This is a genomic window from Citrobacter sp. CFNIH10 (genome assembly GCF_002934585.1).
Lineage (GTDB): Bacteria > Pseudomonadota > Gammaproteobacteria > Enterobacterales > Enterobacteriaceae > Citrobacter_A > Citrobacter_A amalonaticus.
Map to the genome: position 1 here is coordinate 4,033,698 of NZ_CP026216.1, position 13,963 is coordinate 4,047,660.

General features: G+C 49.7%; 11 protein-coding genes, 2 tRNA genes and 1 other RNA gene. 7 read left to right on the forward strand and 7 right to left on the reverse strand.

The window, feature by feature from the left end; translation table 11 throughout:
- Positions 1-94: 94 nt before the first annotated feature.
- Both oppA and ychE read right to left on the reverse strand, forming a co-directional pair.
- Positions 95-1,723 carry an oligopeptide ABC transporter substrate-binding protein OppA gene (gene oppA, locus C2U53_RS23310; RefSeq protein ID WP_043000506.1) on the reverse strand — a complete coding sequence of 543 codons (1,629 nt, stop codon included), beginning with the start codon at positions 1,721-1,723 and terminating at the stop codon, positions 95-97.
- 752 nt (positions 1,724-2,475) lie between these two features.
- Positions 2,476-3,123 carry an NAAT family transporter YchE gene (gene ychE, locus C2U53_RS23315; RefSeq protein WP_043000505.1) on the reverse strand — a complete coding sequence of 216 codons (648 nt, stop codon included), beginning with the start codon at positions 3,121-3,123 and terminating at the stop codon, positions 2,476-2,478.
- A 476-nt stretch (positions 3,124-3,599) separates the two neighbouring features.
- Between ychE and adhE the strand changes: the two genes are divergently transcribed.
- The gene (adhE, locus tag C2U53_RS23320; protein WP_043000504.1) at positions 3,600-6,275 is read left to right on the forward strand and encodes a bifunctional acetaldehyde-CoA/alcohol dehydrogenase; all 2,676 of its coding nucleotides are present in this window, start codon (positions 3,600-3,602) and stop codon (positions 6,273-6,275) included.
- A 139-nt stretch (positions 6,276-6,414) separates the two neighbouring features.
- Here adhE and tdk read toward each other — a convergent pair whose 3' ends face one another.
- A complete protein-coding gene (gene tdk / locus C2U53_RS23325) occupies positions 6,415-7,032 on the reverse strand; it encodes a thymidine kinase (protein WP_044257707.1) in 618 nt (205 codons plus the stop codon).
- A 604-nt stretch (positions 7,033-7,636) separates the two neighbouring features.
- On the opposite strand from tdk, the gene hns reads away from it, so the two are divergent.
- The gene (hns, locus tag C2U53_RS23330) at positions 7,637-8,050 is read left to right on the forward strand and encodes a histone-like nucleoid-structuring protein H-NS (protein ID WP_042318627.1); all 414 of its coding nucleotides are present in this window, start codon (positions 7,637-7,639) and stop codon (positions 8,048-8,050) included.
- 139 nt (positions 8,051-8,189) lie between these two features.
- Here hns and galU read toward each other — a convergent pair whose 3' ends face one another.
- From galU to rssA, 3 genes are all read right to left on the reverse strand, one after another.
- The gene (galU, locus tag C2U53_RS23335; protein WP_043000503.1) at positions 8,190-9,098 is read right to left on the reverse strand and encodes a UTP--glucose-1-phosphate uridylyltransferase GalU; all 909 of its coding nucleotides are present in this window, start codon (positions 9,096-9,098) and stop codon (positions 8,190-8,192) included.
- A gap of 200 nt (positions 9,099-9,298) precedes the next feature.
- Positions 9,299-10,312, reverse strand: coding sequence for a two-component system response regulator RssB (gene rssB, locus C2U53_RS23340; RefSeq protein WP_043000502.1), 1,014 nt, complete (start codon positions 10,310-10,312; stop codon positions 9,299-9,301).
- Between the two features lie 92 nt (positions 10,313-10,404).
- Positions 10,405-11,313 (reverse strand): patatin-like phospholipase RssA, encoded by a 909-nt coding sequence (gene rssA, locus C2U53_RS23345; RefSeq protein ID WP_043000501.1) that lies wholly within the window; start codon positions 11,311-11,313, stop codon positions 10,405-10,407.
- A gap of 111 nt (positions 11,314-11,424) precedes the next feature.
- On the opposite strand from rssA, the gene C2U53_RS23350 reads away from it, so the two are divergent.
- From C2U53_RS23350 to C2U53_RS23370, 5 genes are all read left to right on the forward strand, one after another.
- Positions 11,425-11,880 (forward strand): YchJ family protein, encoded by a 456-nt coding sequence (locus C2U53_RS23350; RefSeq protein WP_090050382.1) that lies wholly within the window; start codon positions 11,425-11,427, stop codon positions 11,878-11,880.
- Between the two features lie 55 nt (positions 11,881-11,935).
- Positions 11,936-12,778 carry a formyltetrahydrofolate deformylase gene (gene purU, locus C2U53_RS23355; RefSeq protein WP_104446506.1) on the forward strand — a complete coding sequence of 281 codons (843 nt, stop codon included), beginning with the start codon at positions 11,936-11,938 and terminating at the stop codon, positions 12,776-12,778.
- Positions 12,779-12,938: 160 nt separating this feature from the next.
- Positions 12,939-13,023, forward strand: a tRNA-Tyr gene (locus tag C2U53_RS23360).
- Between the two features lie 35 nt (positions 13,024-13,058).
- Positions 13,059-13,143 (forward strand) — tRNA-Tyr (locus tag C2U53_RS23365).
- A 46-nt stretch (positions 13,144-13,189) separates the two neighbouring features.
- A non-coding RNA gene (locus C2U53_RS23370) (RtT sRNA) lies at positions 13,190-13,320 on the forward strand.
- A 95-nt stretch (positions 13,321-13,415) separates the two neighbouring features.
- On the opposite strand, the gene C2U53_RS23375 is transcribed toward C2U53_RS23370, so the two are convergent.
- On the reverse strand, positions 13,416-13,859 hold the full coding sequence (locus C2U53_RS23375) for an Lrp/AsnC family transcriptional regulator (RefSeq protein ID WP_044257703.1): 444 nt from the start codon (positions 13,857-13,859) through the stop codon (positions 13,416-13,418).
- Positions 13,860-13,963 lie beyond the last annotated feature (104 nt).

A 13,963-nucleotide genomic window follows, 5' to 3' on the forward strand; every position in this document is an offset into this window, starting at 1 on the left:
TTACACCTCTTCACGCAGAACCGCTAATGAGAGGTGTTGAGAGTCGACGAAAAAAGACACTGTGGGGCAACGTCTGCTGCCCCACCCTTTGCCATTAATGCTTGATAATATACAAATCTTTGACGTGGATATTATCCATCGGGTCTTTACCGGTATAACCACCCACCCACGGTTTCACCAGACGGGCGTTGACGTAGTAGAACACCGGCACAATCGCAGAATCTTTATCAAGCTGCTGCTCGGCTTTGCCGTAAAGCTCAGTACGCTGCTCTTCATTCGTTGCTTTCAGCGCATCGGCAAGGATCTTGTCAAACGCCGGGCTCTTATAATGCGTCGTGTTGTTTGAGCTGTCAGACAACACCATGTTCAGGAAGGAAGTCGGTTCGTTGTAATCCGCACACCAGGCCGCACGAGAAACATCATAGTTGCCCTGATGACGCGTATCGAGGAAGGTTTTCCATTCCTGGTTTTCCAGCTTGACGTTCACACCTAAGTTTTTCTTCCAGATGGACGCCGCGGCGATAGCCAGTTTCTTGTGCAGATCGGACGTGTTATACAGCAGGTTGAAGGTCAACGGTTTATCAGCGGTATATCCGGCTTCGGCCAGTAATTTTTTCGCTTCTTCGTTACGTTTTTCCTGCGTCCAGCCAAACCATTCTGGTTCAGCCAGTTTTGCGCCGTCAGTATACGGAGGCGTGAAGCTGTATGCCGGCAGGTCGCCCTGGTTTTTCACTTTATTAACGATAATATCGCGGTCCAGCGCCAGCTTAAGCGCGGTACGCACGCGGACATCCGTAAACGGTGCTTTCTGGTTATTGATTTCGTAATAGTAGGTGCACAGATACGGGTCAACGTGAACTTCGTTCGGGATCTCTTTTTTCAGTTTCTGGAACAGTTCAATCGGCATGTTGTTATAGGTCATGTCGATTTCACCGCTGCGGTAACGGTTAACGTCTGTCACCTCTGATGCGATCGGCAGGTACGTCACCTGATTAATGACCGTTTTGGCGTTGTCCCAGTAATTAGGATTGCGCTCGAGCACGATATGCTCGTTAACCACCCAGTCTTTCAGCTTATACGCACCGTTGGTGATGATATTGGCTGGCTGAGTCCACTTCTCACCGTATTTTTCAACGGCGGCTTTAGGAACCGGGGAAACGGATGAGTGCACCAGCAGTTTGTAGAAATAAGGTACAGGCTCGCTGAGGGTCACTTCAAAGGTATTATCATCAATGGCTTTAACGCCAAGATCGGTTGGCGGTTTCTTGCCGGCAACGATGTCATCAATATTGACGATATGACCATACTGCAGATAACTGGCGTACGGGGATGCGGTATTCGGATTCGCCAGACGCTGCCAGCTGTAAACAAAATCGTGAGCCGTCACCGGTGAGCCATCAGACCATTTTGCGTCTTTGCGCAGATGGAATGTCCAGACTTTAAAATCTTTATTTTCCCATTTCTCAGCCACGCCCGGAGACGGTTTACCGTCGACGTCACTGATGATTAAACCTTCAAACAGATCGCGGCTGATATTGGATTCCGGCACCCCTTCGATTTTATGCGGATCGAGAGACTGAACTTCCGAACCATTATTTCGCACCAGCGTCTGCTTTTCCGCCAGTTGCACACCTGCGGGGACGACGGCAGCTGTCGCGACATTTCCGGCGATGAGCGCAGTTAAAATTCCTGCCGCCACTAAACTTTTCTTCGTGTTGGTCATTGTGTTTGTACTCCCTCATTATAATTACTGGTTTTATCACCAGCCTGTTAATCCCGTCAGGGATCTCTGATCAGCTTCGGAGACTTTCAGCTGCCAGGTCGTTTACTGCCTGCTATCACCGACTTTATTTATTCTGGCGATTCGTTTGATCACCTTACGTCGATTCGTTATGCACCTCCCCTGTCAGGGGGCGCATGAATAGTGGCCAGACTGCTTAGTTGATATTTATTCTCATCAACAAACAATCCGCTGCAATATGAACTGTCGGAAAGTAACAAAAGCATTTATTAACCGCCAATACAATTTACAGATTTGTTAAGCAATTCTCTTTTAGAGAAAAAATTGCGTTCCGGCGGAACGTTCCGAAACAAGCAAAATAACAACAATCGCTTAGCAATCAATCAATTATTGATACCCCATTCGTCTGAGACCCTTGATCTCTGCAAAAGGCGTATAAATATACAAAAATTTAACAATTGGTTATTTTTTAGCACATTCATCTGCGAGTTCATTGAATTAACTAATATCATCTCAATTATCCTTCAGCAAGCCCCGGATTGTGATGTGAGCAAAATAACAATGCAGAGCCTCGCAAAGGGATTAAAAAGACTGTTAAATCAAGGGACTTAATACCGACAGAGGCATCAGTGATTCCCGGTAGGCGGGACTGAAAGTAAGAAAGGTGACGAGACGGGATGATAAAAAAGACGGAGCCGTGAACAGCTCCGTGGGATATTTCATCTGAAAGCGAATTAGCTTAAAAGTCCTGGAAATATGGCCTTAATACCGGTGACAATAAACTCGATGCCCAGCGCCATTAAAAGTAGCCCCATAATTCGGGTAATCACGTTAATACCCGTTTGGCCCAGAACACGCACCAACCACGGTGCCATGCGGAAGAGTCCCCAACAGCACAGGGCAAAAAGCGCAATCGCCACAAAGAAGCCAAGCAGGTACATCACACTGTGATAACGCGTTCCCCACACAATGGTTGAACTGATCGCGCCGGGGCCTGCCATCAGCGGCAGCGCCAGGGGAACCACACCTACACTTTCACGGATCGCCGTTTCTGATTTTTCCTGCTTGTTCTGCTTATCCTCACCCAGTTTGCCGCTAATCATCGACATCGCAATGGTGACCACAAGGATCCCGCCGGCGATACGAAACGAATCAATTGAGATACCGAACAGTTGCAGAATGCCGTCGCCGAGGAATAGCGAGGTCCACAGAATGATCGCAACGGACAGGTTAGCAGTGAGGTTCGTTTTGTTGCGCGCCGCCGCTGTCTGGTAGCTGGTCATACTGATGAAGACAGGAATAATCCCAACCGGGTTCACTAACGCGAACAACCCGATGAAAAATTTAAAATAAACAGGAAAATCAAACAGCGTTTGGATCACGGTTAGCTCCGAAGCGTTAGCCGTATAAAGTAAGTTAAAATAACCGGGTAAAAACCGTGCTGAAGATACGCCTTTTCACAGCACATTTCACCAGGGCAAACGTAAAATTGCTACCATTCCTGAGTGTTACTAATATGTTTTAATTATGATAATTTGAAACCTATTCACCACTACAATTACACAACACTTAGCGTTTAGGGCTAAAACAGCCTGCTGAAAGGTGTCAGCTTTGCTAAATCTTGATCCAGATCACGTAATCACTACTCAGAAGTGAGTAACCTTGCTTACGCCACCTGGAAGTAACGCGTTAGAGTTAGATGACGCTGACGCATAAGCTCTTTTAGTAAATCAGAGCAAACTGAACGTTAAGTAACCAATTGATTTTCTGGCTGTTATACAAACTAACGCCCGCTGTCTATACTCACGTATCGAGCAGATGATTTACTAAAAAAGTTTAACATTATCAGGAGAGCATTATGGCTGTTACTAATGTCGCTGAACTTAACGCACTCGTCGAGCGCGTCAAAAAAGCCCAGCGTGAATATGCCAGTTTCACTCAAGAACAAGTTGATAAAATCTTCCGCGCCGCCGCTCTGGCTGCTGCAGATGCTCGAATTCCTCTCGCGAAGATGGCCGTTGCCGAATCCGGTATGGGTATCGTCGAAGATAAAGTGATTAAAAACCACTTTGCTTCTGAATACATCTATAACGCTTACAAAGATGAAAAAACCTGCGGCGTGCTGTCTGAAGACGACACCTTCGGGACCATCACCATTGCTGAACCAATTGGTATCATCTGCGGTATCGTACCAACCACTAACCCAACCTCTACGGCAATCTTTAAGTCTCTGATTAGCCTGAAAACCCGTAACGCGATCATCTTTTCTCCGCATCCGCGTGCAAAAGATGCTACCAACAAAGCGGCCGATATCGTACTGCAGGCTGCTATCGCTGCCGGTGCGCCGAAAGATCTGATTGGCTGGATCGATCAACCTTCCGTTGAACTGTCTAACGCACTGATGCACCACCCGGATATCAACCTGATTCTGGCGACCGGTGGTCCGGGCATGGTTAAAGCCGCATATAGCTCCGGTAAACCCGCTATCGGTGTGGGCGCAGGTAACACGCCAGTGGTTATTGATGAAACCGCTGATATCAAACGTGCAGTCGCCTCTGTACTGATGTCCAAAACCTTCGACAACGGCGTTATCTGTGCTTCTGAACAGTCTGTTGTTGTGGTTGATTCCGTTTACGATGCCGTTCGCGAACGTTTCGCCAGCCACGGCGGCTACATGCTGCAAGGCAAAGAACTGAAAGCGGTTCAGGACGTGATCCTGAAAAATGGCGCGCTGAACGCCGCTATCGTAGGTCAGCCTGCGTACAAAATCGCTGAACTGGCAGGTTTCACTGTGCCAGAAACCACTAAAATCCTGATCGGTGAAGTGAAAGTGGTTGATGAGAGCGAACCGTTCGCTCACGAAAAACTGTCCCCGACGCTGGCGATGTACCGTGCGAAAGATTTTGAAGACGCGGTCATTAAAGCGGAGAAACTGGTGGCGATGGGCGGTATCGGTCATACCTCTTGCCTGTACACCGACCAGGACAACCAGCCGGAGCGCGTGGCTTACTTCGGTCAGATGATGAAAACCGCACGTATCCTGATCAACACCCCGGCATCTCAGGGTGGTATCGGTGACCTGTATAACTTCAAACTCGCACCTTCCCTGACTCTGGGTTGTGGTTCCTGGGGTGGTAACTCCATCTCTGAAAACGTTGGTCCGAAACACCTGATCAACAAGAAAACCGTTGCTAAGCGAGCTGAAAACATGTTGTGGCACAAACTTCCGAAATCTATCTACTTCCGCCGTGGCTCACTGCCAATCGCGCTGGATGAAGTGATTACTGATGGCCACAAACGTGCGCTCATCGTGACTGACCGCTTCCTGTTCAACAACGGTTATGCAGACCAGATCACCTCTGTACTGAAAGCGGCTGGCGTTGAAACTGAAGTGTTCTTTGAAGTGGAAGCGGACCCGACGCTCTCTGTTGTCCGTAAAGGTGCAGAGCTGGCAAACTCCTTCAAACCTGACGTGATCATTGCGCTGGGTGGCGGTTCCCCGATGGACGCCGCGAAAATCATGTGGGTGATGTACGAACATCCGGAAACTCACTTCGAAGAACTGGCGTTGCGCTTTATGGACATCCGTAAACGTATCTACAAGTTCCCGAAAATGGGTGTCAAAGCGAAAATGATTGCGGTCACCACCACTTCTGGTACCGGTTCTGAAGTAACTCCGTTTGCGGTTGTTACTGACGATGCGACCGGTCAGAAATACCCGCTGGCTGACTACGCCCTGACTCCGGATATGGCAATTGTCGATGCTAACCTGGTCATGGACATGCCGAAGTCCCTGTGTGCCTTCGGTGGTCTGGATGCCGTCACTCACGCCCTGGAAGCTTACGTTTCCGTACTGGCTTCTGAGTTCTCTGATGGTCAGGCACTGCAAGCGCTGAAACTGCTGAAAGAAAACCTGCCGGCGTCTTACAACGAAGGGTCTAAAAACCCGGTCGCCCGTGAACGTGTTCACAGTGCAGCCACTATCGCCGGTATCGCGTTTGCGAACGCCTTCCTCGGCGTGTGTCACTCCATGGCGCACAAACTGGGCTCACAGTTCCACATTCCGCATGGTCTGGCGAACGCCCTGTTGATCAGCAACGTTATTCGCTACAACGCGAACGACAACCCGACCAAACAGACTGCCTTCAGCCAGTATGACCGTCCGCAGGCACGCCGTCGTTATGCTGAAATCGCAGACCATCTGGGTCTGAGCGCACCGGGCGACCGTACTGCTGCGAAGATTGAGAAACTGCTGGCATGGCTGGAAAGCCTGAAAGCTGAACTGGGTATTCCGAAGTCAATCCGTGAAGCAGGCGTTCAGGAAGCTGACTTCCTGGCTCACGTTGACAAGCTGTCTGAAGATGCATTCGATGACCAGTGCACCGGCGCTAACCCGCGCTACCCGCTGATCTCCGAACTGAAACAGATCCTGCTGGATACCTTCTACGGTCGTGAGTTCTCTGAAGGCACCCCGGCGGCGAAAGAAGTTGCCGCTGCTCCGAAAGCAGAGAAAAAAGCAAAGAAATCTGCGTAATTCTCGCTGAACTGTTACAACGTAAAAGCGGCCTCTGATGAGGCCGCTTTTTTATCTCCGAAATCCGTCTCTGTTGTCGCCCCACGGTCGGGTCTGTAAACGGTTCAGCACGTCGCTAAGCGTTTATCAGTAGGTAAAATTAGTCGTGGCTATGGCGTTCCTGTATCGCCGTCAGAGAGCCCTCCTCCAGCGCTTCCTTATAATGCTTACGACAGACCGAGACATACCGCTCGTTGCCGCCAATAACTACCTGCTCGCCTTCATTGTAGGGTCTGCCCGCCTGATCAAGACGCAACACCATACTTGCTTTACGCCCGCAGAAGCAGATCGTTTTTAATTCCACCAGCTTATCTGACCACGCCAACAGGTATTGGCTACCCACAAATAGTTCACCGCGAAAATCAGTGCGTAATCCGTAGCACAACACCGGAATATCCAGTTGATCAACAACTTCCGATAATTCATAAACCTGCTGCCGGGTTAAAAACTGACATTCATCCACCAGCACGCAATGAATAGGTTGACGCGCATTATCGGCTGCAATCTCTTCATACAACGATGAATTCTGGTTAAACAATTTGGCGGGAGAAGACAACCCGATACGCGAACTCACTTTCCCCGCACCATAACGATCGTCTATTTCCGCGGTATATACGACAGTACGCATCCCGCGTTCCTGGTAATTGTATGAAGATTGCAGTAAGGCTGTCGACTTACCTGCATTCATTGCTGAATAGTAGAAATATAGCTGTGCCATCGGCCACAGACCCTCACCAAAGTGAAATAAAGACGGGGCGCAGTGTAGCATAATTTCAATCGTTATCGGTGCCAGGTTCTGTTCTCGTTGGCTATATCTTCCGCCTCCCCCTCCCGGCGCGAGAAAAATCTGTAGGGCCGAATGTACGGAAAATACGAATTAACAATTGAACAAACAATGCGCGGTGGCTCCCATTCTTGTCGTAATGTGCGTTTGATATTCATCAACGCTGCTTATCAACACTGACCTAATGGAAACCCTGAACTTATTGTTACTGTTCTACATAACTGTTGCGAAGTAATAGACTGTGCCCATCAACAAAACTAATACAAAAGGTTGAAATCACTACAATGAATGTCTATTTCATCATGTGAAAATGTGACCTGAATCCGGATGTTCTCGCCTGAAAAAAGGAGTAACCGCTCAGCCAATAAGCCTTTTTTTGTGCGTTCCTTCAAGAAAAATTTAAGTTCGGATATTTATTGCAGGCAAAAAATAAAGGGCAATTTTGAATTCCTTACATTCCTGGCTATTGCACATCTGAATTTAACGCTCTATTATTAGCTCAACAAACCACCCCCAATATAAGTTTGAGATTACTACAATGAGCGAAGCACTTAAAATTCTGAACAACATCCGTACTCTTCGTGCGCAGGCAAGAGAATGTACCCTTGAGACGCTGGAAGAAATGCTGGAAAAATTAGAAGTTGTTGTTAACGAACGTCGTGAAGAAGAAAGCGCGGCAGCCGCTGAAGTTGAAGAGCGCACTCGTAAACTGCAACAATATCGTGAAATGCTGATTGCTGACGGTATTGATCCGAATGAACTGCTGAATAGCATGGCGGCGGTTAAATCCGGTACCAAAGCTAAACGTGCAGCGCGTCCGGCTAAATATAGCTACGTTGACGAAAACGGTGAAACTAAAACCTGGACTGGTCAGGGTCGTACTCCGGCAGTGATCAAGAAAGCAATGGAAGAGCAAGGTAAACAACTGGACGATTTCCTGATTAAGGAATAATCTGTAATCTCCTTGCTTAAAATCCCGCGCTCTGCGGGATTTTTTATGCCTGCAATCTGACGATTTCTCATCAAGCGTTGGTATAAAAAAACGGCGCTGGATGTCAGCGCCGTCTCAGTTCGTTAATTATAACGTCTGGTTACTTTTTAATACCCATCTCTTCTTCGAGCCAGGCCTTAAATTCGCTACCAAGCGAATTATGTCGAATGCCATATTCCACAAACGCCTGCATATAACCTAATTTATTGCCGCAGTCGTGGCTCTTTCCTTTCATATGGTAGGCTTCAACAGTCTCTTTTTCGATCAGCATGTCAATCGCGTCAGTCAACTGAATTTCGTCACCCGCGCCTGGAGGGGTTTTCGCCAGCAGAGGCCAGATGTCCGCGCTCAACACGTAGCGGCCAACAATCGCCAGGTTTGACGGGGCGACATCGGCTTTCGGTTTCTCCACAACGCCCACCATTGGCACGCTCTCACCTGGTGCCAGCGGTACGCCTTTACAGTCAACCACACCGTATGCGGTCACATCCGCGACCGGTTCAACCATAATCTGGCTATTTCCGGTTTCATCAAATCGACGGATCATTTCAGCCAGATTATCCTGGGATAAATCGGACTCAAACTCATCAAGAATAACGTCAGGCAAAATAACCGCGACAGGTTCATTACCAACCACGGGATGGGCGCACAATACCGCATGGCCCAGGCCTTTTGCCAGCCCCTGACGAACCTGCATTATCGTGACGTGTGGCGGACAAATAGACTGAACTTCTTCGAGTAGCTGGCGCTTAACGCGTTTTTCCAGCATCGCTTCCAGTTCGAAACTGGTATCGAAGTGGTTTTCGATCGAATTTTTCGAGGAGTGCGTCACCAGTACAATTTCAGTGATGCCCGCAGCAATACACTCGTTTACGACATACTGAATTAATGGCTTATCAACCAGCGGCAACATCTCTTTCGGGATCGCTTTCGTCGCCGGTAACATCCTGGTTCCTAATCCCGCTACCGGGATAACGGCTTTTTTGACTTTCGTGTTAATGGCAGCCATTTAAATTCTCCTGGACTGTTCATGTATTGAACGTGTTCATCAATCTGTATCGCATCGAGTATATCAGGACTGACACAAGCCTCAGGTCCGAAAAGGATGCGTGTTCGTATAATTAAGATAAATACGTATAAGACTGGCGCAGATAGTAACACCCGCAGAGAAAGGCAGATACGGCAATTTGCATCCGCCCTCTCGATTGTTCATTCCGCAGACAACATAAGACGTAGCCGACCTCCTGCCCCCCAAATTTGACACTGCCAGGCGTCGCAGCGTTGGCTAATTTGGTTAAGGTAAGTATTACCCAACGTTCCCAGTGGAACGCCGTTACTGATCTGCACATTATGCAATCCGGTATTTAATGTCGCATTGAGTCCGGCAGAAACCAGAATCAGATTTTTAAGCTCACTGTGATAATAGCCAACTAATAGCGGAAACTGTCCGGGTAAATTGGCCTGGCGAAGCAGATGGTTGACCTGTTTCAATAATGCTCCCAGTTCCGGCAGACGCTGATTCTGATGTGCAAGTTGATCCTGTAACAGACCATTAAATAACGCCCGCAGGAGTAACGCCGCCAGCACACCGTTGTCGCCAGCCCGGGTAACGTCCAGACAATAAAATGCGAGATCGTTATCCGAAAGTGGCGCGATATCCAGCACCAGTCCAGGCTTATCCGCCGAAACCAGTTGTCGGTAATTGACCCGGCAATGCGAAATAATCTGCTGCACCGGAGGTTGAAGTTCCTGAAGTAATTTTGCCGCGGCGGCAGGATTATCCACCATCGCATCCCAGTCGCGAAACAGGCGCTCTTCTTCTTCAACCCGGGAATTAAACATATTCGGATACAGGCAGGCAAACACCGTTTCCCGCAGTCGGGTCAGGTCTTTCACCGGCTTCAGCAGGACGTCATCTACGCCAAGACGTAAAGCTTTGGCAATATCCGCCATATTTTCTGTCGCCGAGATCACCAGAATCGGCGTCTGGTCACCGCGATTACGCAAATGCTCCACCAGACTGAGGCCGTTCATTCTTGGCATTGCAAGATCGCAAATCATGAGATCGGGTGTGAAATCAGCTAAACGGTCCAGTGCTTCTATGCCATCGGCCGCCAGAGCTGTTGTCGCTCCCAAAGAGGAAAACCACGAATCCAGAAGCGAGCGGAAAACCGGCTCGTCCTCAACGATTAGAATCTGTTTTCCGACCAATGGCTGCGTCATGTTCTCTCCCCTGACTGGCTTTACTCAATAGTGGCATGCTATTGCCACACACGCCTGTCAGAATATGCTTAAGTGTAGTTAAAAATGGTGCGTCAAACGCCGGCACGCACCAGAGGTAAAAGCTCGTCCATCTTTTTCTCTACCGCTAATCGCCCTGCTTCTATGGCAGAGCTGGCGCGATGAAAATCCAGGGTGGAGATTTGTGGACAGAACGGTTGAATTAAGATATCCGGCGGGTCGCCCGCCATGCGATTACGCTTGAGACGATTTTCCAGCACCTGAATCGAGGTGGTCATGATTTCCATCGCGGTTGGCGCTGTCACCACACGGCGGGCGGTAATATTGCCCAGCCGTTCTTTCAGGCGCGCATGCCAGGAAAGTCCGTCATTATCTCCCTCCGGGCTGTCATCGCTGACATTCAATGACAACAGATCCTGTTGCATCAAATGCGCGTCGTGTTGCAGATCGACGGCAATCACAATATCCGCGCCCAGCGCGCGGGTCAGTGAGATGGGAACCGGATTAACGACGCCGCCGTCCACCAGCCAGTAGCCATTGTGAGCGACGGGCGACATCAGGCCGGGAATACTACAGGATGCGCGAACGGCAAGATGGAGATCGCCCTCCGTAAACCATAATTCACGCCCCGTGCTGAGATTGGTCGCCACCGTCGCAAACCGACGGCTGCACTGTTCAATTTCAGCCACGGGCATGACGTTGCGATATTGATTAAAGACGCGCTCGCCGCGCAACAGTCCGCCCCGACGCCAGGAGAGATCCATCAGACGCAGGACATCCCAATAGCTGAATGAACAGACCCACTCTTCAAGCGCGGGCAATTTGTTACAGGCGTAGGCGGCACCAACCAGCGAACCGATGGAGCACCCAGCGACGATATCAACATCAATGCCCATGTGTTTGAGGGCTTTGATGACACCAATATGGGACCAGCCTCGCGCAGCACCTGAGCCCAGCGCCAGACCTATTTTCATTTTTCTCATTTGACCAACAAACTTCCCCTGGCTTACGGGCGTAGCAACATCTCCAACGCTCAGTTAACATAGTGCTACCCAGGCTTTTTTATACGCCGTTTTTTTATCAGGGAGTTTTTTGTGTCTCAGCTTTGTCCCTGTGGTAGCGCAGTCGAGTATAGCCTATGTTGCCACCGATATCTGTCTGGCGAGCAAGTCGCACCCGATCCATTGCACCTCATGCGTTCGCGCTACTGCGCTTTTGTGATGAAAGACGCAGATTATTTGATCAGGACCTGGCATTCGGTCTGTCACGCGGCCCGTTTCCGGGATGAGATCAGTGCCGGATTTGCCACAACTGAATGGCTGGGGCTGACCGTTTTCGAACACACCGTGTCTGAGGCGGACAACACCGGTTACGTCAGTTTTGTCGCCCGTTTTCGCGAACACGAAAAACCAGGGGCGATCATTGAACGTTCTCGTTTTTTAAAAGAAAACGGTCAGTGGTACTATATCGATGGTACACGCCCGCAATTTGGACGCAACGACCCCTGCCCTTGTGGCTCAGGTAAAAAATTTAAAAAATGCTGCGGCTAGTCAATTGCCCGACAGTATTCACTCAGCAAACATCATCAACAGGATTACCGCTGCAATGCATTCTTTACAACGAAAAGTGCTTCGTACCATCTGCCCTGACCAGAAGGGGCTTATCGCGCGTATTACGAATATTTGCTACAAACATGAACTGAATATCGTGCAGAACAATGAGTTTGTAGACCACCGCACCGGTCGTTTTTTCATGCGCACCGAACTGGAAGGCATTTTTAACGACGCCACGCTGCTGGCCGATCTGGATAGCGCCTTACCGGAAGGCTCCATTCGCGAGTTGAATCCTGCCGGGCGCCGTCGCGTGGTGATTCTGGTCACCAAAGAAGCGCATTGTCTGGGCGATCTGTTAATGAAAGCCAACTATGGCGGTCTGGATGTGGATATCGCCGCCGTGATTGGTAATCACGAAACGCTGCGTTCGCTGGTCGAGCGTTTTGAAATTCCTTTCGAGCTGGTCAGTCACGAAGGATTAACCCGTGAAGAGCACGATCAGAAGATGGCGGACGCGATTGACGCGCACCAACCGGATTACGTGGTGCTGGCGAAATATATGCGCGTGCTGACACCGGAGTTTGTGGCGCGCTTCCCGAACCAGATTATTAATATTCACCACTCGTTCCTGCCGGCGTTCATCGGCGCACGCCCTTACCACCAGGCTTATGAGCGCGGGGTGAAGATCATCGGCGCGACGGCGCACTACGTGAATGACAATCTGGACGAAGGTCCGATCATCATGCAGGACGTCATCCATGTGGATCACACCTACTCGGCCGAAGACATGATGCGCGCCGGGCGCGACGTCGAAAAGAACGTTCTGAGCCGCGCGTTGTATCAGGTACTTGCCCAGCGCGTGTTTGTGTACGGCAACCGGACGATTATTCTTTAATCGACTGAGAAATGAATTGGTTAGCTTTTACGCCTTTACGGGTAAAAATCAGGCAACCAGTTTATTTTTCTCGCCGGAATGCTTTACAGGGGCGCATCATTTGATATGATGCGCCCCGCTTCCCGAAATGGAAGCAGGCCAGTAAAACGCATTACCCCGTGGTGGGGTTCCCGAGCGGCCAAAGGGAGCAGACTGTAAATCTGCCGTCATCGACTTCGAAGGTTCGAATCCTTCCCCCACCACCATTCACGCTGTAAGTTCTGACAATATATTTACCCCTGGTGGGGTTCCCGAGCGGCCAAAGGGAGCAGACTGTAAATCTGCCGTCATCGACTTCGAAGGTTCGAATCCTTCCCCCACCACCATCACTTCCCTGTTATCCCTTTGCCAAATCAATTGATGTTTCCCTATATTCTGCCCATGCGGGGAAGGATGAGAAGCTTCGATTAAGGTTCGATTCGAGCGTAGCGAGAAAGCGTTGCCGCAGGCAACGACCCGAAGGGCGAGGCGCAACGCGCCGAGTAATCCTTCCCCCACCACCATCACTTCCCTGTTATCCCTTTGCCAAATCAATCGACGTTGCCCTGTATTCTGCCCATGCGGGGAAATTTCGATTCGAACGGCACCCAGCAAAACGCTACATCGGTGGCAATCTGCGCTTCACCGGCGAGCTTTTCACGATCGATGTATTACACTGCGCATGCTCGGAAAGTCCATCAAGCAAGGTATCGAGTTGATCGATGGTGCGCACCACCAGCCGGATAACGAAACAATCCTCGCCGGTCACTTTGTCGCTTTCAATACATTCGGGCATCGCCTGAATATATTTATCCACTTTATGAAGCAGGCCCGGTAAAGGCCGAACCCGTACCAGCGCCTGCAAGGTATATCCCAGCGCAGTCAGGTTTACCTGCGCGCCATATCCCTGAATGACGCCGCGCTCTTCCAGGCGTTTCACACGCTCAGCGGTACTCGGTGAAGTCAATCCTACCCGACCACTCAATACCTTTAATGACATCCGCGCATCTTCTACCAGACACGCTACTATCCGTCGGTCGATTTCATCAATAAGGTCATTCATCAATTTTTCCTGATAATAAAAAGTTATTCACGCATTTCACCTTATATCAACGCTGTAAAAGCGAACAGCCATTTTCGAAAATAGAGCCTTCAATCAGGAGGTGT